Here is a 23,566-nt window from a genome sequence, read left to right as displayed (position 1 = left end):
CGCCCCCGGTTCAGCAAAACCGGGGGCGCGATAACTACTCGTCTTCTTCTAACGACGCCTGATAGCCTTCGGCATCAAGCAGTTCGTCCAAATCAGACTCATCAGAAATTCTGATGCGGAACAGCCAACCATCGGTATAAGGCGCGCTGTTGACCAGCTCAGGGGCGGATTCCAGATCTTCGTTAACTTCCACGATCTCACCGCTGATGGGCGCATAAATATCCGATGCCGCTTTTACCGACTCCGCCACCGCGCAGTCATCACCTGCGGCGACGACCGTGCCCACTTCCGGTAAATCGATAAAAACCATGTCACCCAGAAGCTCCTGCGCGTGTTCGGTAATGCCCACGCTGTAGATACCGTCGCCCTCGTGCAGCACCCATTCGTGCGACGTGGTGTATTTTAATTCTACTGGTACGTTGCTCATTGCATCCCCTTTACTAAAGTCGTTAATCCCGTGCGCTACCCGTCATACTTCAAGCTGCATGTGCGTTGGCTTTCCTCGCTCACCCCAGTCACTTACTTGTGTAAGCTCCTGGGGATTCACTGTGTCGCCGCCTTCCTGCAACCTGAATTATTTAGGGTATGACATAAGAAGTTATTCAATACTGAACGATGGCTTTTCCGGCGCGGACAAAGCCGGGTTTGGTCACGTGGACAGGCAGTTCGCGGTTACGAATCAGCACCATCGCCTGCTCACCAATCCCCACCGGAACACGCGCCAGCGCGATGCTCACGCCAAGCGTCGGCGAGAACGATCCGCTGGTGATGACCCCTTCTCGCACCACGCCATCACTATCAGTAAAGCGCACAGGTAAATCATTGCGCAATACGCCTTTTTCCGTCAGCACTAAACCAACCAGTTGATCGGTCCCTTTTTCACGCAGATGCGTTAATGCTTCACGCCCGATAAACTCGCGATCCTCCGGCTGCCAGGCGATTGTCCAGCCCATATTGGCGGCCAGCGGCGAAATGCCCTCATCCATATCCTGACCGTACAGATTCATCCCCGCTTCCAGCCGCAGCGTATCGCGTGCGCCCAGTCCGCATGGCTTCACGCCAACTGCCAGCAGTTGTTGCCAGAAATCGACCACCTGCTCATTCGGCAGCGCGATCTCATAACCGGCTTCGCCCGTATAACCTGTCGTGGCAACGAAGAAATCGCCCGCCTGCTTGCCAAAAAACGGCTTCATGCTGGCAACAGCAGTCACGTCTGCATCACTCAGGCCTTTTGCCTTCAGGAGTTCTTGCACTTTTTCCTGCGCCTGCGGACCTTGCACCGCGACCAGCGCCAGGTCGTCGCGCTCATGGATTTCAACCCCGAACGGTGCAGCGTGCTGCCCGATCCAGGCGAGATCTTTTTCACGGGTCGCGGAGTTCACGACCAGTCGGAAATGGTCTTCCGTGAGAAAATAAACGATCAGATCGTCGATGACGCCGCCGGAGGCATTCAGCATGCCGGTATACAAGGCTTTGCCTGGCTGTGTGAGTTTGGCGACATCATTCGCCAGCAGGTAGCGCAGGAATTCACGCGTTCTCACGCCGTGCAAATCGACGATGGTCATGTGGGAGACATCAAAAATACCGGCTTCCCGACGCACAATGTGGTGCTCATCCAGTTGGGAACCGTAATGCAGCGGCATCATCCAGCCGTGAAAATCCACCATTTTGGCACCATCGGCCAGATGTTGTTGGTACAACGGGGTCTGCTTTGCCATTCTTCATCCCTCTTCAGCGCATGGCGTTCAGGCGATAAAACACACTGCGCAAACGATATCTTATGACTGAACTTACCACCGACGCGCAGGTTAAACCACTCTCTCAGACATAAGATAAATTATATAGAAGACAAAGAAAGTCGAGCCACCCACAAAAAACAAAGCAGCGTAATATTCTTAATAATTAACAAAAATAAGCATGTAAATTATTTAAATCAGCGTAAAACACAAATTAATGACATTAAAACTGGCTAATGCAGGCATTGAAACCCAACTAAAAACGCCATTCGGATTAGATAATGTAATGATAAAAACAAACCTAAATTAGATTTTTTCAATCAAAAACCAACAACGACTCCCAACCTGACTCCCTACCTGACTCCCTACCTTCCACCATCATCATCACGATTCTGTGAACCGTTTCTCAGGCGTCTTTACTTCAGTGCCAGCAAACAAGATGACATGGCACCTGACGGAAGGCGCTGAGAACCGACTTATCCCACACTAACAGCAAGGAATTGCGCGACATGTATTTTTCGCTTTATCAAAATCAAACGTGATTAGGAGATAGATGATGGCTAACAGAATGATCCTTAACGAAACGTCCTACTTTGGCACGGGCGCGATTGCCCACATTGTCGATGAAGTGAAGCGGCGAGGGTTCAAAAAAGCGCTATTGGTGACGGACAAGGATTTGGTTAAATTTGGCGTCGTGACCAACGTCACGGCGAAACTGGATGCGGCAGGCTTACCCTACGATATCTACGATGAGGTGATTCCCAATCCAACCATTGCCGTTGTGGAAAGGGGCGTCGAGCGCTTCAAGGCATCACAGGCCGATTATCTGATCGCGGTTGGCGGCGGTTCGCCGCAGGATACCTGTAAGGCTATCGGGATTATTATCAATAACCCTGAATTCGCCGATGTCCGCAGTCTGGAAGGCGTTGCGGCCACCCGACGCACCGCCGTCCCGATTATCGCGATCCCGACCACCTCCGGCACGGCCGCAGAAGTCACCATCAACTACGTCATCACCGATGAAGAAAAACGCCGCAAATTCGTGTGTGTCGATCCGCACGATATTCCGATTGTCGCTATCGTCGATCCCGACATGATGATGAGCATGCCTGCCTCGCTGAAAGCCGCTACGGGGATTGACGCCCTGACGCATGCCATTGAGGGTTTCACCACCAAAGCCGCCTGGGAACTGACCGATACGCTGCATCTGAAGGCCATTGAGATTATCAGCCGTTCACTACGCGACTCCGTTGCTGGGAAGCCGAAAGGCGTGGAAGAGATGGCGCTGGGGCAATACATCGCCGGCATGGGGTTCTCGAACGTCGGGCTTGGGCTGGTACACGGCATGGCGCATCCGCTCGGCGCGTTTTACAACACCCCGCACGGCGTTGCTAACGCGATCCTGCTGCCGCATATCATGGCCTACAACGCGGATTATACGGGTGAAAAATTCCGAGACATCGCCGTGGCAATGGGGGTAAAAGGCGCGGCTGAGATGCCGATAGCCCACGTGCGGGAAGCCGCGATTAACGCCGTGCGGCAGCTTTCCCACGATGTGGATATTCCACCGAGACTGCGTGATGTCGGAGTAAGAGAAGAGGATATTCCGGCACTGGCACAGGCCGCCTTTGACGATGTCTGCACCGGCGGCAACCCGCGCGATACGAATATCGATGAGATTAAAGCGCTGTATCAGTCTATTTATTAACGCGTTATAACAAGGCTCTGTTTTGTGCCCGCCATCGTTACTAAGCGGGCACAAATAAGCGGGCACAAAATTGATACAAGCTAAATCAACACGCTAATATTCAGATTCTCCATCAGCCAGTGGTTATCGGAATAATCAACTGGGATCGCAATCACGGCGGGGCCGTCAACGTCCATCGCCTGACGGAGTTTGCTAACCAGTTCATCCGCAGATTCAACCGCAAACCCTTTTGCGCCGAATGCTTCCGCATAGGCTTTAAAATCAATCGGCCCAAACGACACGCCTGCCGGACGATGGTATTTGTGCCGCTGCTGGATTTCTACCATGTTGTAGCCGTTATCCACCCAGATGATATGCAGAAGATTGCTTTTCAGGCGCACCGCTGTTTCCAGCTCCATACTGGACTGCATAAACCCGCCGTCGCCGGAGACGGACACCACTTTTTTGCCGGGCTGCACCAGCGATGCGGCGATAGCCCACGGTAGCGCCACGCCCATCGTCTGCTGGCCGTTGGTCATCAAAATCTGCCGCGCTCGGAAGCTATACAGGTAACGCGCCAGCCAGATGTGGAAACTCCCCATATCCACGCACAGCGTGACATCCTCATTCACGATATCCTGCATCGCCCGCACCAGACGCAGAGGGTGGATCGCAAATCCCGCCATGTCGATCGCGCGCGTACTGAGATCGTGACGCTGGCGCTGACGATCCTGCAATACGAGCTGTGTATCAGCAGACAAGATAAACGGCTCGCTGATGCAGGTATTCAACGTGTCCACCGTCATCGCGATATTCCCTAACAGCTCGATATCGGGACGATACGCACTGTCGATCTCCGCCCGCAGCACATCGATGTGGATCAGCGTCGCCTTACCGCTATTCCACAAAACCGGATCGTACTCAATCGGGCTGTAGCCCACGGTCACGATCACGTCCGCCTGTTGCAGTAGCTTATCGCCCGCCTGATTGTTGAATAATCCGACACGTCCGGCAAAGTGATCGAACTGCTGCTGATCGATCACGCCAGCAGCCTGATACGTGCTGGTAACGGGGAGTTGGCTATGGTGCAGAAAACGACGCAGTGCCTGCGCATTTTCCTGCTGGCTGGCCATTAATCCGAGCAGCAGCACCGGGTTTTTAGCCTGCCGCAGCCGCTTGGCCGCCTCGGCAATATCACTATGTGGCGCGCCATTTAGCAGCGGCAAATTCGGACACGCCAGCACCGAGCTAATCACCGGTTCATTGACGATATCCTGCGGCAGGCTGACAAACGCCGCTCCCGGACGCCCACTCTCTGCCGCCCGAAAAGCATTCGCCAACACTTCCGATATGGCGGAAGAAGCCGTGATTTCCGCGCTGAATTTACTGACTGGCTGAAACAAGCTGACGGTGTCCAGACTCTGGTGCGTCAGCTTAAGTTTATCTGCCCGCTTAACCGCCCCGCCTAGCGCCACGACCGCATCCCCCTCTGCGGTTGCCGTTGCCAATCCGGTGACGAGGTTGGAACAACCGGGGCCGGATGTCACCAGCGTCACTCCTGCTTTCCCCGTGAGGCGCCCTATCGCCGCCGCCATAAACGCGCCGTTCGCCTCATGCCGTACGGGGATCGTTTGGATCGTCGAGTCTTCCAGCTCATCAAACACGCGATCGATTTTTGCGCCGGGAATACCAAAAATATGCTTCACGCCCTGCGCTTCCAAGTGTTTTACAATCAGCTCGGCTCCGCTACGCCAGCTTTGCTGTTCGGTGGACTTTTCCATGACATGACTCCGATGAAATAACTAACTCTCTACTGACTGGATTACGCTGTTAAGATTTTCTGAGGACAGGTTGGCATTGAGAAACTCCCGATCCTGAGGCAGATCGACGATCAGTTTGGCAATCACACCAAACGTCAGCGTGCCTTGCTCGACGTCATAATTCAGAATATGCCCGCCGCCCTGGCGATCGTCAGTAATGAAATGTTCGTGGTAACCCGCAACATTCATTCCCTGGGTGTAAGCTGGACTACGAAAACCAATAACGCTGCCGCTACGGTGTTCAAAATGAAATGTTGGTTGCCCTTCAATCGCTTCCTGCATCGGTTTATAAGGCCGACACTGTCGGGGGACAGTACGCGTTTCAACGCAGCGAAAATTCCCATCAATCCGCAAAGCACAGAACAGATTGTCCGTTCCCACAATCTCATCGATCTGGCGATGCACGTCTTCACGCGAGGTCCAGCGCTCAAAATGGATCGTTTCCGTCGGGCGAAAGAACGTCATGACCGCAAACGGCGTTTTCTGCTCCGGCTTCGCCGCCCGTGCGCTGCCGTCGGATAACAGTTGGAAAATCTGGCTATTCAAGGCAACCAGTTCTCCATCCAAACTATTAAATGTTCCTAATCCAAAATCTCCATGCTCCAGTAATTCAGCCATCGTTCGGCTGCCTTCGTATACGCCATTTATTAGTCCACTCATTAATGAGGTTTGATAAATAACGCTGTCTGCACACTGTCGCTGAAAATCATAGGCGTAGCTAGTAAAGGCGTTTTCACAGGATTGTTCACTGAAATTCGTTTTCATACCGTCCTTCTCACCGCACCAATTACTTAAATAAAGCTAATATTTAGATAAAGATTGACGCGGAAGAGGACAAAATTCCAATATGCAATAAAGGTCATTTCAAGATCGGAAACATATGGAGTCACGTAAATGGAGCTACGTTATCTGCGCTATTTTGTCGCCGTTGCCCAAGCGCGGCATTTCACGCGTGCAGCGGAAAATCTGGGGATGTCACAGCCGCCCCTCAGCCAGCAGATCAAGAAATTCGAGCAGGAGATCGGTACACCGTTGTTCAAGCGACTGACGCGCGGCGTAGAAATGACGGAAGCGGGACAAGCGCTGTATGAGGATGCTCGTCAGATTTTGCAGTTGACCGACTCGGCCATCGCACGGACAAGAAGCATTGCGCGGGGTGAGAAAGGTAGCCTGAACGTGGGGTTTTCGCCGTCGGCCATGTTCCACCCGACGGTGCTTGCCCTGCTGCATCGTTACTGTCAGCAGTATCCGCATGTCCAACCGCTGCCAAAGGAGGAAAACCCAGCAACGCTCATTGCTGCGCTGCAAGAACGCAATATCGATATCGCATTTCTGCGTTTACCTTGCGATCTCAGTGATGAGATTAACGGGGAAATTTTGGCTGAGGAGCCGATGAAACTGGTGTTGCCCGCAGGGCATGCGCTTAGCCATAAAGCGCAGGTTTCGCTCAGTGAGTTGCGTCAGGAGCCGCTGATTATTTTCCCACGCGAGGTGTGTCCGGGGCTGCACGATATGATTATCCGCACCTGCTATCTGTCAGGCTATGGCCCCAGACCCAGCCCCTTTGCCCCGCAGCTTACGGCGACGATCGGGATGGTCGCGGCGGGCTTCGGCATTACTCTGGTGCCGGAATCTCTCGCCTGCATTAAGGCGGATAATGTGACCTATCATGATATCGGCATGCCCGAAGTCCATACACAAATTGCGGCTATCTGGCGCAAACATGAGCGATCGCCCGCTATCGTGAATATGATCCACCTGATACGCCAGCATTTGAGCACTCAACATCCCGATTAACGTGCCTATGTAGAAAATTCCAACAATCTGCTCGTCAAAAAGCTAGTAATTGATATAAATTCTTATATGATATTAGTTATCATTATCACTTTTGACGGGTGGAAAAATGCTGACAGCAATGATCACAGCCTGCGGGCTATGGAGTGTGAGCTGGTGTATGGGGAAGCATCTGTCCAGTGCCTGGGGCGTGCTGCTGCCTTGTGCCATCATGCCGCTATTGGCGCTGCTCAACCTTAATCTGACGCATCTGAAAGTGATTATCGCCATCGCCCTGCTGGCGACGCTTGTCATGCTGTTCCATCAACGCTTACGCCACTATTTACTGTTACCATCCTGCATTGCACTGGCTGGCGGTTTGGCGGCGCTGTCCGTCACGTTTAATCTCACGACGCTGTAAATGTGCGTTGATAGAGAAAAAGTACACAAAGCCCAATAGGTAAATGAACGCGGAAAAGCGCTGTAGCCAGAAATGGGATAAAAGAGGATAAAAGAGGATAAAAGAGAATAAACAGAGAAGAAAATCAGGAAGATACAGAATAAATCTGTGGTGCGAAGAGAGGGACTTGAACCCTCACGTCCGTAAGGACACTAACACCTGAAGCTAGCGCGTCTACCAATTCCGCCACCTTCGCACTGAGAACGTTGTTTGTCTTATTACAGCAAACCTATCTTACACGCTAAATCTATCACAACATGGTGCGAAGAGAGGGACTTGAACCCTCACGTCCGTAAGAACACTAACACCTGAAGCTAGCGCGTCTACCAATTCCGCCACCTTCGCAATTCTGTCATGCAATTTATCATGTAACACTGATTACTGCTTCGGTTCGACAAACCAGAACCGCTGTAGTGATGTTGGTGCGAAGAGAGGGACTTGAACCCTCACGTCCGTAAGAACACTAACACCTGAAGCTAGCGCGTCTACCAATTCCGCCACCTTCGCAACACTGCTTTACGCAATATCACTACGGGGGCGAATTCTAGAGGTTTTCGCGTTCACGTCAATGATTATTTCCTCTGGAATGCGGGGTTTGCTGCAAAAATCATCATCTCGCCGCAGCGTTGCGCGTAAAGAGCTCATCGAGCCATTCGATAAACACCCGAATCCGTGGCGCGAGAAAGCGACCGGGCGCATACATCACGTAAAGTGGCATCGCAGGCGGCGGCATTTCCGGCAGGATCTCTACCAGTTCCCCGCTTTCCAGAAACGGGCGCAGGCCGCGACGAGGTGCCTGAATAATCCCCAATCCGGCACGCGCGCTGGCGATGTAGGCATCGGTGCCGTTCACCTGCAACGCACCGGGCAACATACGCGTAATGCACTCATCACCCGACATGAATTCCAGCGGATAACGGTATTCGGTACGCAGAGAGAAATAGCCGACCATCTGATGCCCCGACAGCTCATCGAGCGAACGCGGCACGCCGTAGCGCGCCAGATAGTCGGCCGACGCACAGGTTACCTGCGGCATTGACGGCAAATGGCGGGTCGCCAGCGTTTCGTCGTCCGTCTGCCAGGCACGCAGCACACAGTCAACGCCTTCACGCAGCACATTAATCGCCGCATCGTTGGCGCTCAGCATCAACGTCACCTGCGGATAACACGCATAAAAATCCCCCAGCGCCGGAACGACGATCTCTCGCGCCAGCGAGTGCGGCATATCCACCCGCACCTTACCCACCGGCTGCTGCTTTTGCTGCGTGAACAGCGTGTCGATCTCTTCAATTTCCGCGAGCAATTGCAGACAGCGTTCATAATAAACGCGCCCTTCATCGGTGATCTGCACCTGACGGGTCGTGCGTTGCAGCAAACGTACCCCCAGCCGTGCTTCAAGCTGTTTGATGGTGTTGCTCACCGTCGCGCGTGGCAGCGTCAGTCGCTCCGCCGCGCGGCTGAAGCTGCCCAGTTCGACAATACGCACAAAAACCCGCATCGCCTGAATGTGATCCATCGCTGCCACCATTGTTGGTTATTTTTGAATAGTGTTGCATAAAAAGCGGTATTTATCTTTTTTGGATAAACAACCAGACTGCTTGCACTGCCAACGAGATAAGGAAGATGACAATGCAACAACGCAAATTAGGCGCGAACGGCCCGCAGGTGTCGGCGATTGGGCTAGGCTGCATGGGAATGAGTGATTTCTACTCCACGGCGCAGGATGAAAAAGAATCCATTGCCACGTTGCATCGCGCACTGGAGTTGGGCGTCACGCTGCTGGATACCGCCGATATGTATGGCCCCCACACCAACGAACTGCTGCTCGGCAAAGCGATAAAAGGCAAGCGTGAGCAGGTCTTTCTGGCGACCAAGTTCGGCATCATCCGCGATCCGGCAAACCCCAACGCACGCGGCGTCTGCGGTAAACCGGACTACATCCGCCGCGCGGTGGAAGGCAGCCTGACGCGCCTCGGGACGGACGTTATCGATCTTTACTATCAGCACCGCATTGATCCAACCGTTCCCATTGAAGAGACGGTCGGCACGTTGGCAGAGCTGGTTCAGGAAGGCAAGATTCGTTACATCGGCCTGAGTGAAGCCTCCGCCACCACGCTGGAACGCGCGCATCGCGTGCACCCTATTACGGCGTTACAGAGCGAATACTCACTGTGGACCCGCGATATGGAAGCCGAAATTCTGCCCACCTGTGAGCGTCTGGGTATCGGGTTTGTGCCTTACAGCCCACTGGGACGTGGCTTTCTGACCGGTGCGATTCGCAGCCCGGACGATCTGGCTGCCGACGATTTCCGTCGTACCAATCCACGTTTCTCGGGGGAAAACTTCGGCAAAAATCTGCAGTTGGTAGAGAAAATTCACCAACTGGCACAGGAAAAGCAGGTTACGCCTTCACAGCTGGCACTGGCGTGGGTATTGGCACAGGGTGAACATATCGTGCCGATTCCGGGCACTAAACGCCGCCGCTATCTGGAAGAAAACGTCGCGGCGCTGGATGTCACGCTGACGAAAGAGGAACTGGCCGCCATTGATGCCATCTTCCCTCCCGATGCCGCAGCAGGTGAACGCTACGGCAAGGAGAGCATGGCAGCCTTGAATCAGTAGGATTATCGACGACCTTTACCTGTACGCGGCGGACGACCCACGGTGGCCTGATACACCTTAAAGCGTCCGGTCTGCGCCAGCACTTCATGGCTACCAAAGGCGGCATCTAACAGCGCCGGATACGGCAGGAAAGCATTAGCGACGATGCGCAACTGTCCGCCAATCGGTAAATGGGTCACCGCACCACGAATCAGCATTTCCGCGGCTTGCAGGCTAGTCTGCAAGCCGTCATGGAATGGCGGATTAGACACGATCATATCGAAGCGGCCATTAATGTCGGAATAGACGTTACTCGCAATCACCTCGCCTTCCAACGCATTCGCCGCCAGCGTTGCCTTGCTGGATTCGATAGCGGCTGCGCTGACATCACTCAACGTCAGGCGGATTTTCGGTGACTGTTTCGCCAGTACCGATGCCAGCACACCGGCGCCACAGGCGATATCCAGCACTTTGCCTTTCATGTGCGGCTCAAACGTAGACAGCAGCAGTCGGCTACCCGGATCTAGGTCATCACGACTGAAAACGCCCGGAAGCGTTTTGACGATCACGCCGTCCGTCACATACTCGTCCAACCAGTCATCCAGCGTGAAGCTGGCCTGCTTGTCAATCCGACCATGGTAAAGCCCACAGCGGCGCGCGCTGTCGATTTTTGCCAACTCAACGAAGTCAGACAGCACAGGTTCAGCGCTGCGCACGCCGCTGCGGTTTTCACCAACAACGAAGATTTCCGCACCGATCGGCATCAGTGACAGCAGGTTACGCAGTTGGAATTCTGCTTCCTGTTTGCTCTTCGGCCAGTAATAAATCAGCGTGTCACTATCCGCCACCAGCGCCGCATCCGCCACCAGAGCATATTGAGCGTTATCCCCAAGTGGCTTTGCCATCTGTTGCCAGTGGTGGTATTGGTTGCAATGGACACGCACTGACGCCGCCTCAAATTGCGCGGGCAGGGTATCCTGCAAATCACCGGCAAACAGAACTCGGCGTGAAAGAAATTCGTCACTATGGCGCAGTATGACTTCACTGGCGGGGGTTAATGCGGACATCGGGCTACGGCTCCTTAATCATTGAGCGGGGGATTATATACGCTTCGTCCCCGAAGTTGCAGAGCGGAGAGGAAATAACCGCACCGACGTTGGCGCAGTCTGACGGGGTTTGTTAGCATAGGCACGAATCATTTTCTCGCACGCCAGACAGGATAACGCATGGAATCAAGACGTGACAGGCTGCTACAGCAACTGGGGATTACGCAGTGGACATTGCGTCGCCCGACTGTGCTGCAAGGCGAAATCGCCGTCAGTCTGCCCGAGCAGGTGCGTCTGGTGATCGTCTCCGCCGAGCCGCTGGCCGATGATGAACCGCTGCTAACCGACGTTCTGCACAGTCTGGCGCTCACGCCTGCGCAAGCCTATCGCCTGACGCCACAGCAGATCGACATGCTGCCCGCCGATGCACGCTGCCATAGCTGGCGGTTGGGCATCGCGGAACCCATTGCGCTACAGGGCGTTCAGCTTTCCAGCCCTCTGCTTTCCGAACTTTATCAAAATGCCGACGCCAAACGGGCGCTGTGGCAACAGATCTGTGAACATGAACACGATATCTTCCCTGACGCCAGTTGACCTAGCACAAGCCTTTAAAATTGAACAAGTCAGCCACGCCTTTCCCTGGTCGGAGAAGACGTTTATCAGCAATCAGGGTGAGCGTTATTTCAACCTGAAACTGGAGCATGACGGGCAGCTTGCCGCTTACGCCATCACGCAGGTCGTGCTGGATGAAGCGACGTTGTTCAATATCGCGGTGCACCCCGATCATCAGCGTCAGGGCTTGGGTCGCCAACTCTTAGAACACCTGATCGACGAAATGGAGCGACGCGGCATTCTGACGCTGTGGCTGGAAGTCCGCGAGTCAAACGCGCGAGCCATCGCGCTGTATGAGAGTCTGGGATTTAACGAAGTCTCCGTGCGCCGCGATTACTACCCCACGGCACAAGGTCGGGAAGACGCCATTCTCATGGCGCTGCCGCTCGGCTAACCTCTTTATCTATACTCCTCGTGGCAAGACGGGTGCCATAATGTGCGCCCCATCCCGCTCTGCCTGTTTTCCTGACAGAAAAATCCCCGCAACGTGATCGTCATAAATAAAACCTCGTTTCTTTTTTATCACAATAAGGTTCCATTTCATGTTTCTGGTTTACAGGCATGCCATGATTTATCCGTTATCTACGAGGAATAATATGAAAAAATACACTCTGGCTACGACGCTTCTGTGTGGCTTATTCTCTCTTTCCGCTTACGCGGTGCAAGTAACGGCGGTGACAGCCTCCGCTTATGATTCAGACAAAGGCCACAAACCGGCCAACATTGCCGATGGCGACGTAAAAACCCGCTGGGCGGCAAACGGTGAGAGCTGGGTTCAGGTAGAACTGGATAAAGAACAGTCGGTTGAGAACTTTGTTTTAGTTCCTTTCAAAGCAGATGAGCGCAAACTGAAGTTCTCCGTGTCCTACTCCACCGACGGGAAAACCTGGCAAAAACTGGCTGATAATCTGGTCACCTCCAACAACGCCAAAGACGGTGAAAAATTCACCTTCCCTGCTGTGAAAGCGAAATTCTTCAAGCTGGATACGTTTGGCACCGATGTGAACAAATGGAGCGCCATCAACGAGATCAGCTTTAACAGCGCCGCACAGGTTCCGGCTCAGGCCATTAAGTAACGTATTGGGATGACCTGGAGCTTGGGTCAGTCGATTCCGCTGCCGTTGAACGCACCACGCCCGACGCTGTTAGCAAGTGTGGTGCATTTCAGTCTTCCTGCCCCACCTTTCCAGTCTTACTGCCCCGCGTAGTCTTACCGCCCCTTCTGTTTCCCTCTCCTCATCAGTACCCACATTTTCCTTAGCATTGAAATAAAAATCATTCTCAACTAATATGCGCCTGAAATTTGACCTCCTATCGTTCCGGTTCAGGCACCAGACATGTCATCAGCCAATATTGATACCTCAGCAGATATGCATCAGCTCTATTGCCAGCATCATGGCTGGCTGCAAGGGCTATTGCGCAAACGGCTGGGGAATCTGTGTGATGCGGCCGATCTGGCGCAGGATGTATTTTTACGGCTCTTGCTAAAACCACGTCAGTTCGACAGCCACGCGGGTGCGCGGGCTTATCTGAGCGTGATGGCGCAAGGCATGTGCGTCGATCTCTGGCGTAAGCGGGAAATTGAGCGCGTCTGGCTCGCCTCGCTCGCCGAACAGCCGGAGCCGGTTGCCCTGTCAGCGGAAGACAGCAACATCATTCTCGAAACCCTGTATCAGGTCGATGCCATGCTGCGAGCGCTGCCAGAGAAGGTACGCGCGGCCTTTATCATGGCGCAGGTACAGGGATTACCCTATCGAGACATTGCCGAAACGTTGGGTGTTTCCGAACGCATGGTGAAAAAATACATGGCACAAGCCATGCTGCATTGTGTGCTGCTGGAAGCGGAGATAGACGCAGACAGTCCGGCCGTTGATTCATGAATAAGCCCAGCTTTATCGCCTTGCAGCAGGCATCGCAATGGTACGCCCAGTTGTGCGATCGGGAACCTGACGATGAGCACTACCACCACTGGCAGCGTTGGATGGACGAAAGCGAGGAACACCGTCAGGCTTGGGAATATGTGCAAACGGTCAGCCAACGTTTCCAGCCGCTGCGTGGCGACAGTCAACAACCCGCGCTGAATACGCTGCTGCACAAGTCTGCACCGATGACTCGCCGCCGTGCGCTCAAGCTCACCGCATTGCTCAGCACCGGTTCTCTGCTGTCCTGGCTGACTTACCGCCACACGCCGCTAAAAGGCTCTCTGCTGGCGATGACGGCCGATCATCACAGTGCGGTAGGAGAAATCAAATCGCTGACCTTACCGGACAACACCCGACTGTGGCTGAATACCTCCAGCGCGATTGATATCCGCTACAGCGATCAGCATCGGGAAATTGCCCTGCTGGCGGGGGATATTCTGATTGATACCGCCGCCGATGCTCGCCCTTTCTTCGTCACCACCGCGCAAGGGCGTATGCAGGCGCTAGGCACGCGCTTCAGCGTCGCGCAGGAACCGGACGCTACAACACTGACCGTTTACCAACACGCGGTCGACGTCAGCGCCAAGTACGCCACCGCCGCACGTCGGGTCAGCGCGGGCTATCACCTGCGCTTTAATGCCGACGGTCAGGGTAACATCGTGCCCAACCCGCAGAGCGATGCCGACTGGGCACACGGCGTGCTCCAAGCGGACAACATGCCGTTGGGTGAAGTCGTGGAGAAACTATCACGCTATCGCCACGGCTATCTGGCGTGCCAGCCTGCCATCGCAGATTTACGCGTGATGGGGACTTTCCCCTTAACCGATACCGACATGGCACTGAACATGCTGGCGCAGGCCTTCCCAGTCCGCATCCAGCGGCGTTTTCCGTGGTGGGTAACCGTCGAGCCGCGCTGATCTCGCCGTCTTTTTTGGATACCGTTCTTTAGGGATACAGCAAAAAATTTTCTCTTTTGAGTTCCCTTTTCTCCGCTGTCGTTCGATTCACAGTAAAACCACCAATTTTTACTCTGGGTCAGAAGGCGAATTTTCATGGCATTGATTCCATTTTTCTCTACACAGCGCACTCCTTCCAAACTGGCAATTGCCGTTCACCTGCTGCTGTGCGGCGCACCGCTGCTCGCACATTCCACTGCAATCGCAGCAGAAACGACAGCCACTGCGGCCACCAAAACCTACGCGATTTCTGCCGGGCCACTTAACCAGCAGTTGAACCAGTTTGCCGCCCAATCAGGCGTTTATCTGGTCGGTGATGCACAGCTGACGACAGGCAAAGCAGGGAAATCCCTGCAAGGGAACTACAGCGTGGAGGACGGATTTGCGGCGCTGCTGGCAGGAAGCGGGCTTCAGGTCATCCCACAGCCTAACGGTGTCTGGCGCTTACAGAGAATACCGCAGGGAGATGAGATGCTGGTCGTGGCGGGCGTCAACCGCAATGGCGTGACCGAAGGCACCCAGACCTACACCACGCGCAGCATGAACACCGCGACACAGCTGAATTTGTCGCCGCGAGAAACGCCGCAGTCGGTGAGCGTTGTCACGCGCCAGCGCATGGACGATCAGAATATGACCTCGCTGGATGAGGCCATGAAGCAAACCACTGGTATCAACGTGGTCAATCAGAACAGCTATCAGGTGAAATACGAATCTCGCGCCTTCGTGATGGATAATATCAAGGAAGACGGGGTGAACTTCTCCAGCCAGAATAGCGTATCCAACATGGGCGCGGTGCAGGCCTCCAGCGAATCGCCCGATCTGGCGATTTATGACCGCGTCGAGATCCTGCGCGGCGCGTCCGGCCTGTCACAGGGTAATGGCGAACCCGGTGGCACGGTTAATCTGGTGCGTAAACAGCCCACTCACAACTTTCAGGCGTCTGGCAGCGTTGGCGCAGGCAGTTGGGATAATTACCGCAGTGAACTCGATGTCTCTGGGCCGCTAAACGACGATGCCAGCCTGCGCGGCCGTCTCGTTGGCGTTTATCAGGATAAACAAAGCTTTAAAGATTACGAGCACAGTGAAAGAAAAGTGCTGTTCGGTACGCTGGCCTACGATCTGACGCCGTCCACCACAGTCACTGGCGGCATCAACTGGCAAAAGACCCGGGGCGTGCCTGATGTCTATGGCATCCCGTTTGCCACCAATAAAAGCAGCCTGAACCTGCCGCGTTCCACCTACCTGGGCGCAAGCTGGAACCGCATCGAGTTTGAAAAAATTAACCCGTTTGTCGAACTGGAGCACCACTTCGATAACGACTGGACGCTGAAAACTGCACTGAACTATATCCATTCCCGCGCAGCAAGCAGCTATATCGGCATCATGAACGGCACAAGCGGTGTTAATCCGGCAACGGGAAATTCTTCGCTAAACAATAACCTGCGCTATGACAATAAGGCCGAACAGTGGGGTTACAACCTGAGCCTGAACGGCCCGTTCGAGCTGCTGGGGCGCAACCATGAACTGGTGGTGGGAGGTGATTATCAGAAAGAAAACTTCGATAACAACCACATCCGCATTAACAACACCAGCACCGTGAATATCTTCAACTGGCAGCCGAATTCATTGGCAGAACCAGACTGGTCAAATACGAGTCTCTACAACAACCACTATAACGACCGCTTCAACCTGTATCAGCGCGGTGCGTTCGCCACGGCCAGATTCGAACTGGCGGATGACTGGAAGCTGATTCTGGGCGGCCGCTACAGCGCCTACAGCTATGACGAATATTTCACTAACCATCTCCGCAATACGTCCTCACTCAGCAGCCTGCATGCCAGCAATGAATTTGTGCCTTATGGTGGCCTGCTGTGGGACTTTGCTGACAACTACACCTGGTATCTGAGCTACGCCGAAATCTACAAGCCGCAGAGCGAAAAAGATCGCAACGGTAAGCTGCTGCCCGCCATTACTGGCACCAACTATGAAACCGGCGTGAAGGGCGAGTTCTTTGATGGCGATCTGAATACCTCGCTGGCACTGTTCCGCATCATTCAGACGAACCGCGCGATGGCCGTCGCGGATAGTTCCGTTTGCCTGATCGGGACAAGCTGCTCCCAAGCTCAAGGCGAGGTACGCAGCCAGGGTGTCGAGTTCGATATCACGGGCAAACTGGCCGAAGGCTGGCAGATTCAGGCCGGTTATACCCTGACTAACAGTAAATATCTTGAAGGAAGCGCAAGCGAAAGAGCCACACAGTTCAGCCCGCGCACGCCGAAACATATGTTCAAACTCTACACCTCATACAATCTGCCGGGTGAGTTGAACCAATGGACGATTGGCGCGGGTATGACGGCACAGACCGAGACGCAAACCTACCCTAACCGGGCTTATGGCCTGCATCAGGGCGGTTACACCCTGTTTAACGCCAATATCCGTTATCAACACAGCAAAAACCTGAGCTTCAATCTGGTGGGCAATAATCTGACGGATAAAACCTACTTCTTAAACCTGAACAACCGTCATCTTAGCGGCAACAACTATTACGGCGATCCGCGTAATTTCATGCTGACCGCGAAGTGGAATTTCTAAGCGAACACGCCTGCCAGTTGAGGCTGGCAGGCCATCGCCCCATCCATTATGCAAACGCTTAAACGCTTTTATGCGCTGGTCGCACCTTTCTGGCTGACTACACGCGCCACGCTACTGTGGTTATTGCTGCTGCTGATTATGAGCCTGACGCTCTCCGTCGTGTGGATCAGCGTGCAGTACAACAACTGGAGCCGGGATTTTTACGACGCGCTGGCCGACTATTTTCAGCACGCGTCAGTCTACGATATGGCCCTGCGCTATCTGGCCTACACGCTGCTGTTCGTGCTAGTCATCATCTGCGGCAACTGGCTCAAGAAACAGCTGATTATCCGCTGGCGCGATACCATGACGCACCAGTATGAGCAGGATTGGCTGCACAATCACGCCCACTATCAGCTCAACTCAGGGCTGGATAACCCCGATCAGCGCATCGCGGAAGATATTCGTCTGCTGATAGAACAAAGTCTCGAACTCCTGCTTTCGCTGCTGAAAAATACCGCCCGTTTTTTCTCTTTCATCGCCATTCTCTGGCAGCTTTCCGGCGTCCATACCTTCACGTTGAGCGGCTACACCATCACGGTACACGGTTACCTGGTGTGGATCGCACTGGTTTACGCCACAGTAGCCAGCATCGTGACGCATCGGCTGGGGCACCGCCTGCACAAGCTGAATATTGAGCGTCAGCGAACAGAGGCTGACTATCGCGCCACACTGCTGCGGGTGCAGGATAACAGCGAGCAGATTGCGTTCTACCAAGGGAGCAACGCCGAGCAGTTGCGGATGCGGCAGTATTTCCAGCCCATCGTGCAAAACTGGCAGCGTTTAATGGCGCGGGAATTCCGGCTAGAGAGCTTTACGACCAGCTATTTCCGCTTCAGCCTGATTATTCCGGTGTTCGCTACCCTACCGCTGTTTCTCGCCCGTCAGATTAGCCTCGGGGCGATTATGCAGGCGCGATCCGCCTTCGGCTATGTGCTGGATGCCTTTGGCTGGTTTATCGATGCCTATCGCCAGCTGGTTCAGTGGTCTTCGACTGTTGAACGCCTGTGTGAATTCCAGCACCGCTTACAGCAGTTACCAACGCCAGAGGAACCTCGCCATGAAGGCCATGCTCTGCACATCAACGCGCTATCAGTCTCGCGCCCCGAGGGTTTTCCGTACTTCGCCCCGCTGACGCTCACGCTTCAGGCTGGCGAATGGGCGGTGCTCAGCGCAGTCAGCGGCACGGGAAAAACCACGCTGCTGAGGGCGCTGGCAGGGCTGTGGCCTGTTTCACACGGAGACTGGCATTTCCCCGCAGGCTGCACGCTGTTTTTACCGCAAAAAGCCTATTTACCGCAGGATACGCTGCGTCAGGTGCTGTGTTATCCGCAGACGCAGTTAGCGGATACTGCACAGCTGATTGCGGTGCTGGAACAAACCGGGCTGACCACGCTAATTCCCCGTCTGGACGACACGGCAAACTGGAGTCGGGAACTATCGGGCGGTGAGCAACAGCGTCTGTCGCTCGCGCGTGCACTACTGCTGCGCCCGACGCTGCTTTGTCTGGATGAAGCCACCAGCCAGCTCGACGACGCGGCGGCGCTTCAACTGCTAGAGCACATCAGGATTACGCTGCCACAAACCATTGTTTTGGCCGTCAGCCATCAGCCTGCGGTGCTAGCATACTTCAAACATCAGGTACGGTTAACGCCGCTCGAACCAGAGAAGAAAGCGCACACAGAGAGCCACACAGACGAGCCTTCTGTTGCGCCGCCAGCAGCGGACAGGCAGCAGGTTGCTTACGGAAAGATGTGAAGGGAAAAACAGGAAAAAACAGCCCGGAACGGATGTCCGGGCTAGCATGATATTATTCGTTATCGCCCAGCAGAACGGATTCCAGCGCGATTTCGATCATTTCGTTGAAGGTGTTTTGACGCTCTTCTGACGTGGTCTGCGCACCAGTACGAATGTGGTCAGAAACGGTACAGATAGCCAGCGCTTTCGCACCGAACTCTGCCGCTACGCCGTAGATACCGGCCGCTTCCATTTCTACACCCAGAATGCCGTATTTTTCCATCACGTCGAACATCTGCGGATCTGGCGTGTAGAACAGATCGGCGGAGAAGATGTTACCGACGCGGACAGAAACATCACGTGCTTTGGCAGCATCAACGGCATTGCGCACCATGTCGAAATCGGCAATCGCCGCGTAGTCGTGATCTTTGAAACGCATACGGTTCACTTTGGAATCCGTACAGGCACCCATGCCGATCACCACGTCGCGCAGCTTAACATCTTCACGTACCGCACCGCAGGAACCCACACGAATGATTTTCTTCACGCCGAATTCGGTGATCAGTTCTTTCGCATAAATTGAGCAGGATGGGATACCCATGCCGTGGCCCATGACCGAAATTTTACGGCCTTTGTAAGTCCCCGTGAACCCTAACATGCCACGCACGTTGTTCACTTCGCGGGCATCATCCAGAAAGGTTTCTGCAATGTACTTAGCGCGCAGCGGGTCGCCCGGCATCAGTACAACGTCCGCGAAATCACCCATTTCTGCATTAATATGTGGCGTAGCCATGCGTTTATTCCTTAATTAATCAAGTTTCACGTAAAAAACGGTGTGTTTTACAGTATCGATTTGCCGTAGTCCATAGGCGACAGGCCAAAGTAGGCCGCGACCGTCTGCCCGATATCGGCGAAGGTTTCACGGTGGCCGTATGATCCCGGTTTCACGTTCGGCCCATAGATCAACACCGGGACGTTCTCACGAGTGTGATCGGTGCCGTGCCAGCTCGGGTCACAGCCGTGGTCGGCCGTCAGAATCAGGATGTCGTCACCCTTCACACGGGACAGCATTTCTGGCAGGCGGCGGTCAAATAGCTCGAGCGCGGCGGCGTAGCCCGGAATATCGCGGCGGTGACCGTAGGCGGAATCGAAATCAACAAAGTTGGTAAACACGATGGTGTTGTCGCCCGCGCTATCCATCTCTTTCAGCGTGGCGTCAAACAGCGCATCGATGCCGGTAGCCTTCACTTTCTTCGTGATACCGACCTGCGCATAGATATCCGCAATCTTGCCGACGGAAACCACTTCGCCGCCTTTTTCATCCACCATTTTTTTCAGGATGGTTGGCGCTGGCGGTTCAACAGCCAGATCGTGACGGTTGCCGGTACGCTCGAAGTTGCCGGGTTTGTCGCCGATAAACGGACGTGCGATCACGCGCCCGATGTTGTAGCCGCCTTCGGTCAGCTCTTCGCGGGCAATCTCACACAGTTCGTACAGCTTATCCAGACCGAACGTTTCTTCGTGGCAGGCAATCTGGAACACGGAATCCGCAGAGGTGTAGAAAATCGGCTTGCCGGTTTTCATGTGCTCTTCAGCCAGTTGATCCAGAATCACCGTACCGGAAGAGTGACAGTTGCCCAGATAGCCCGGCAGATTGGCGCGTTTCACCAGTTTTTCCAGCAGTTCCTGCGGAAAACTGTTTTCTTCATCTTTAAAATAGCCCCAGTCGAACAGGACAGGCACACCGGCAATTTCCCAGTGACCAGACGGCGTATCTTTGCCAGAGGAGATTTCGCTGGCGTGCGCGTAAGCACCGATGATGTCGGCGTTTTCATCCAGCCCAGGCGGGAACGTTCCCGTTGAGGCCTCGGCGGCTTTACCCAGCCCCAGACGGCTCAGGTTAGGCAAATGCAGCTTGCCGCTGCGCCCTTTATCCGCCGTCCCCGCGGCACACGCCTGAGCGATATGACCCAGCGTATCTGAACCGACATCGCCAAAACGTTCTGCATCAGCACTGCTGCCGATCCCAAACGAGTCAAGCACCATAATATATGCACGTTTCATTCTTTTTCTCCTGCGCAGCTATGCGCTAACGCCCTGCCGAGAGGCAGGGGAAAATCAATTCAAGACGACCATTAAGCAGCCCTGTGCGATCACGCTTCTGCGCTCACTCGACGATAAACCATCGGGGTCTTTTCTGGTGCGGTGTCGCCCAGTTGGATCGCAGCACGGACTTCATTCGCCGCCTGCTGCCACTGCGCTTCCGTGTTGGCGTGGATCACTGCCAGCGGGCGCTGCGCATCAACACGCTCACCCAGACTGATCATGCTATCCAGACCGACGCTGTAATCGATCGTATCCGTGGCCTGACGGCGTCCGCCGCCCAGCGAGACGACTGCCATGCCCAACGCGCGGGTATCCATCGCGGTCACAATGCCTTCACGCGTCGCGAACACCGGCTTACTTAATGTCGCTACCGGCAGGTAACGATCGTAGTGTTCGACAAAATCGCCCGGACCACGCTGTGCGGCGACCATGCGCCCAAAGACTTCAGCAGCTTTGCCATTATCCAACACGGCTTGCAGACGTGAATGTGCGTCGTCCGCTGAACTTGCCAGTCCGCCCGCCAGCAGCATCTCACCACATAGCGCCATAGTAACATCATACAGGCGCGGATTGCGGCTCTCTCCCGTCAGGAAACGCACGGCTTCCCGCACTTCCAGCGCGTTACCCGCACTCGAGGCCAGCACCTGATTCATGTCCGTCAGCAATGCGCTGGTGCGGCATCCCGCGTTGTTCGCTACGCCGACAATCGCCTGCGCCAACTGTTCGGACAGTTCATAGGTCGGCATAAATGCCCCCGACCCCACTTTGACGTCCATCACCAGCGCATCCAGCCCTTCAGCCAGTTTCTTCGCCAGAATCGACGCGGTAATCAGCGGGATGGAATCGACCGTGGCGGTAATGTCACGCGTGGCATAAAAGCGTTTATCCGCCGGAGCCAGCGAGGAGGTCTGCCCAATGATCGCGACGCCGACCTGCTGGATGATGCGGCGAAAATTTTCATCGTTCGGGAAAATATCCAGTCCCGGAATCGCTTCGAGCTTATCCAACGTGCCGCCGGTATGCCCTAAGCCACGTCCGGAGATCATCGGGACATAGCCCCCGCAGGCGGCGACCATCGGCCCCAGCATCAGCGAAGTCACATCCCCGACACCACCGGTAGAGTGTTTATCCACCAGCGGGCCGTTCAGGTTCAGACTCCTCCAGTCCAGCACCGTACCGGAGTCACGCATCGCCAACGTCAGCGCCACACGCTCGTCCATCGACATATCGTGAAAATAGATGGTCATCGCCAGCGCCGCAATCTGACCTTCGGAGACGGTATTGTCACGAATACCGTTGATAAAGAAGCGGATCTCTTCTTCGCTCAGAGCTTTTCCGTCACGCTTCTTACGAATAATTTCTTGAATCAGAAACAAGGTCTGTACTCCTGATGAATTCTGATGTGGTTCCGCAGCCTGTCGCTGCGAGCACATTTGCTGTGGTGAGCCAACGCGGTCATGAATACAAATGCTTTTATAAACAATATGTTGTCACGAATAGTGTTGTCACGAATCACGTCGTCAAAAATAAACTATCACAAATAAAATAGTGCACCTGTGCGCGTGCTTAGTAGCCGCCCTGCGGAGCCGCGGTTCCGTGGCCCAGCGTGGTCAGCAGGCTCGCCAGCAGACTGGACGCGCCAAAGCGAAAATGCTGTGCAGTCGCCCATTCCGCGCCCATGATATCGTCCGCCAGTTGCAGGTAGATGGCGGCATCTTCCGCGTTACGCACGCCGCCGGCCGCTTTAAAGCCAACACGCTCGCCCACACCTTTATCGCGGATCGCCTTCAGCATGATCGCCGCACTTTCTGGCGTCGCGTTCACCGGCACTTTACCGGTCGAGGTTTTAATGAAATCAGCACCCGCATCAATGGCAATTTCGCTCGCCTGACGGATCAGCGCTTCCTGTTTCAGCTCGCCCGTCTCGATGATCACCTTCAGCGGCACGTGGGCATCCTGACACACCGCTTTACATGCCTGAACCAGCTCAAAACCGATTTGCGCGTTGCCTGCGATCAGTGCGCGGTAAGGGAAGACGACATCAACTTCATCGGCGCCGTAGGCGATTGCAGCTTTGGTTTCTGCAACCGCAATTGCCACATCATCATTGCCATGAGGGAAGTTGGTCACCGTCGCGATGCGGATATCCGGCGTACCCTGCTCACGCAGGATCTTTTTCGCCAGAGGGATAAAACGTGGATAGATACAGATAGCAGCCGTTTTTCCGGCCGGGCTGTTTGCCTGACGGCAGAGTGCCGTCACTTTTTCATCCGTATCATCCTCATTCAGCGTGGTTAAATCCATCAGCGCCAGCGCGCGTTGCGCGGCCGTGGTCAGCTTGGTCATACAACACTCCAACTCGTCAGCCGGTCTAACCGGCCCTGAACATTAACTGGTGCAAAACCAGCACGTTTGGCGAGCGGACTTGGTTCCTTGAAGATAGCGCCCAGGCGAAACAACCTGTAGCGGCACCGAGATC

At 54.6% G+C, this 23,566-nt stretch carries 21 protein-coding genes and 3 tRNA genes; 11 read left to right on the top strand and 13 right to left on the bottom strand.

The features are described from left to right. Positions 1–34: 34 nt before the first annotated feature. Positions 35–427, bottom strand: coding sequence for a glycine cleavage system protein GcvH (gene gcvH, locus IG609_RS03240; RefSeq protein WP_039274123.1), 393 nt, complete (start codon positions 425–427; stop codon positions 35–37). A 175-nt stretch (positions 428–602) separates the two neighbouring features. Then, positions 603–1,718: a glycine cleavage system aminomethyltransferase GcvT gene (gene gcvT / locus IG609_RS03235; RefSeq protein ID WP_193397398.1), complete on the bottom strand. Its 1,116-nt coding sequence runs from the start codon at positions 1,716–1,718 to the stop codon at positions 603–605. A gap of 574 nt (positions 1,719–2,292) precedes the next feature. On the opposite strand from gcvT, the gene fucO reads away from it, so the two are divergent. Continuing rightward, positions 2,293–3,444, top strand: a complete 1,152-nt coding sequence (gene fucO, locus IG609_RS03230) for a lactaldehyde reductase (protein ID WP_193397472.1) — start codon at positions 2,293–2,295, stop codon at positions 3,442–3,444. An 80-nt stretch (positions 3,445–3,524) separates the two neighbouring features. Here fucO and alsS read toward each other — a convergent pair whose 3' ends face one another. Then, positions 3,525–5,204 (bottom strand): acetolactate synthase AlsS, encoded by a 1,680-nt coding sequence (alsS, locus tag IG609_RS03225; protein ID WP_193397399.1) that lies wholly within the window; start codon positions 5,202–5,204, stop codon positions 3,525–3,527. A gap of 21 nt (positions 5,205–5,225) precedes the next feature. After that, the gene (budA, locus tag IG609_RS03220; protein WP_193397400.1) at positions 5,226–6,008 is read right to left on the bottom strand and encodes an acetolactate decarboxylase; all 783 of its coding nucleotides are present in this window, start codon (positions 6,006–6,008) and stop codon (positions 5,226–5,228) included. 129 nt (positions 6,009–6,137) lie between these two features. On the opposite strand from budA, the gene IG609_RS03215 reads away from it, so the two are divergent. Continuing rightward, positions 6,138–7,040: a LysR family transcriptional regulator gene (locus IG609_RS03215; protein ID WP_193397401.1), complete on the top strand. Its 903-nt coding sequence runs from the start codon at positions 6,138–6,140 to the stop codon at positions 7,038–7,040. A gap of 106 nt (positions 7,041–7,146) precedes the next feature. Next, the gene (locus IG609_RS03210; protein ID WP_039496905.1) at positions 7,147–7,437 is read left to right on the top strand and encodes a DUF1435 domain-containing protein; all 291 of its coding nucleotides are present in this window, start codon (positions 7,147–7,149) and stop codon (positions 7,435–7,437) included. A 148-nt stretch (positions 7,438–7,585) separates the two neighbouring features. Here IG609_RS03210 and IG609_RS03205 read toward each other — a convergent pair. From IG609_RS03205 to IG609_RS03190, 4 genes are all read right to left on the bottom strand, one after another. Further along, a tRNA-Leu gene (locus IG609_RS03205) sits at positions 7,586–7,672 on the bottom strand. 62 nt (positions 7,673–7,734) lie between these two features. Continuing rightward, positions 7,735–7,821, bottom strand: a tRNA-Leu gene (locus tag IG609_RS03200). Positions 7,822–7,896: 75 nt separating this feature from the next. Beyond that, positions 7,897–7,983, bottom strand: a tRNA-Leu gene (locus IG609_RS03195). A gap of 103 nt (positions 7,984–8,086) precedes the next feature. Then, positions 8,087–8,992 (bottom strand): LysR family transcriptional regulator, encoded by a 906-nt coding sequence (locus tag IG609_RS03190; RefSeq protein ID WP_193397402.1) that lies wholly within the window; start codon positions 8,990–8,992, stop codon positions 8,087–8,089. Between the two features lie 113 nt (positions 8,993–9,105). Between IG609_RS03190 and IG609_RS03185 the strand changes: the two genes are divergently transcribed. Further along, entirely contained in the window at positions 9,106–10,098 is a 993-nt protein-coding gene (locus tag IG609_RS03185; protein WP_193397403.1) for an aldo/keto reductase, read from the top strand. Between the two features lie 2 nt (positions 10,099–10,100). On the opposite strand, the gene rsmC is transcribed toward IG609_RS03185, so the two are convergent. Further along, the gene (gene rsmC, locus IG609_RS03180; protein WP_193397404.1) at positions 10,101–11,144 is read right to left on the bottom strand and encodes a 16S rRNA (guanine(1207)-N(2))-methyltransferase RsmC; all 1,044 of its coding nucleotides are present in this window, start codon (positions 11,142–11,144) and stop codon (positions 10,101–10,103) included. Positions 11,145–11,303: 159 nt separating this feature from the next. Between rsmC and IG609_RS03175 the strand changes: the two genes are divergently transcribed. The 7 genes from IG609_RS03175 to IG609_RS03145 all read left to right on the top strand — a co-directional run bounded on the left by IG609_RS03175 (position 11,304) and on the right by IG609_RS03145 (position 19,002). Then, on the top strand, positions 11,304–11,717 hold the full coding sequence (locus IG609_RS03175; protein ID WP_010279762.1) for a DNA polymerase III subunit psi: 414 nt from the start codon (positions 11,304–11,306) through the stop codon (positions 11,715–11,717). Continuing rightward, the gene (gene rimI / locus IG609_RS03170; protein WP_040032691.1) at positions 11,686–12,129 is read left to right on the top strand and encodes a ribosomal protein S18-alanine N-acetyltransferase; all 444 of its coding nucleotides are present in this window, start codon (positions 11,686–11,688) and stop codon (positions 12,127–12,129) included. The genes IG609_RS03175 and rimI overlap by 32 nt, the downstream gene beginning before the upstream one ends. A gap of 202 nt (positions 12,130–12,331) precedes the next feature. Beyond that, entirely contained in the window at positions 12,332–12,811 is a 480-nt protein-coding gene (locus IG609_RS03165; protein WP_039470758.1) for a discoidin domain-containing protein, read from the top strand. A gap of 261 nt (positions 12,812–13,072) precedes the next feature. Continuing rightward, a complete protein-coding gene (locus IG609_RS03160) occupies positions 13,073–13,615 on the top strand; it encodes a sigma-70 family RNA polymerase sigma factor (RefSeq protein ID WP_193397405.1) in 543 nt (180 codons plus the stop codon). Further along, positions 13,612–14,574, top strand: a complete 963-nt coding sequence (locus tag IG609_RS03155; protein WP_193397406.1) for a FecR domain-containing protein — start codon at positions 13,612–13,614, stop codon at positions 14,572–14,574. Before IG609_RS03160 ends, IG609_RS03155 begins: the two co-directional genes overlap by 4 nt. 135 nt (positions 14,575–14,709) lie before the next feature. After that, on the top strand, positions 14,710–17,205 hold the full coding sequence (locus IG609_RS03150) for a TonB-dependent siderophore receptor (RefSeq protein WP_193397407.1): 2,496 nt from the start codon (positions 14,710–14,712) through the stop codon (positions 17,203–17,205). A gap of 48 nt (positions 17,206–17,253) precedes the next feature. Beyond that, complete coding sequence (locus tag IG609_RS03145; protein WP_193397408.1) at positions 17,254–19,002, top strand: ABC transporter ATP-binding protein/permease; 1,749 nt, start codon at positions 17,254–17,256, stop codon at positions 19,000–19,002. Between the two features lie 52 nt (positions 19,003–19,054). Here the strand turns inward: IG609_RS03145 and deoD are convergent, their stop codons facing one another. From deoD to deoC, 4 genes are all read right to left on the bottom strand, one after another. Beyond that, positions 19,055–19,774: a purine-nucleoside phosphorylase gene (gene deoD / locus IG609_RS03140; RefSeq protein ID WP_010300039.1), complete on the bottom strand. Its 720-nt coding sequence runs from the start codon at positions 19,772–19,774 to the stop codon at positions 19,055–19,057. A 47-nt stretch (positions 19,775–19,821) separates the two neighbouring features. After that, entirely contained in the window at positions 19,822–21,045 is a 1,224-nt protein-coding gene (gene deoB, locus IG609_RS03135) for a phosphopentomutase (protein WP_039502140.1), read from the bottom strand. Between the two features lie 89 nt (positions 21,046–21,134). Further along, positions 21,135–22,463, bottom strand: coding sequence for a thymidine phosphorylase (gene deoA, locus IG609_RS03130; protein WP_193401100.1), 1,329 nt, complete (start codon positions 22,461–22,463; stop codon positions 21,135–21,137). Between the two features lie 190 nt (positions 22,464–22,653). Further along, positions 22,654–23,433: a deoxyribose-phosphate aldolase gene (gene deoC / locus IG609_RS03125; protein WP_193401098.1), complete on the bottom strand. Its 780-nt coding sequence runs from the start codon at positions 23,431–23,433 to the stop codon at positions 22,654–22,656. Positions 23,434–23,566 lie beyond the last annotated feature (133 nt).

It is taken from the genome of Pectobacterium quasiaquaticum (assembly GCF_014946775.2).
In the GTDB taxonomy this organism is placed as follows: domain Bacteria; phylum Pseudomonadota; class Gammaproteobacteria; order Enterobacterales; family Enterobacteriaceae; genus Pectobacterium; species Pectobacterium aquaticum.
Note: the sequence above shows the minus strand (reverse complement) of the source record. Positions and strands in the feature narration are given on the sequence as shown.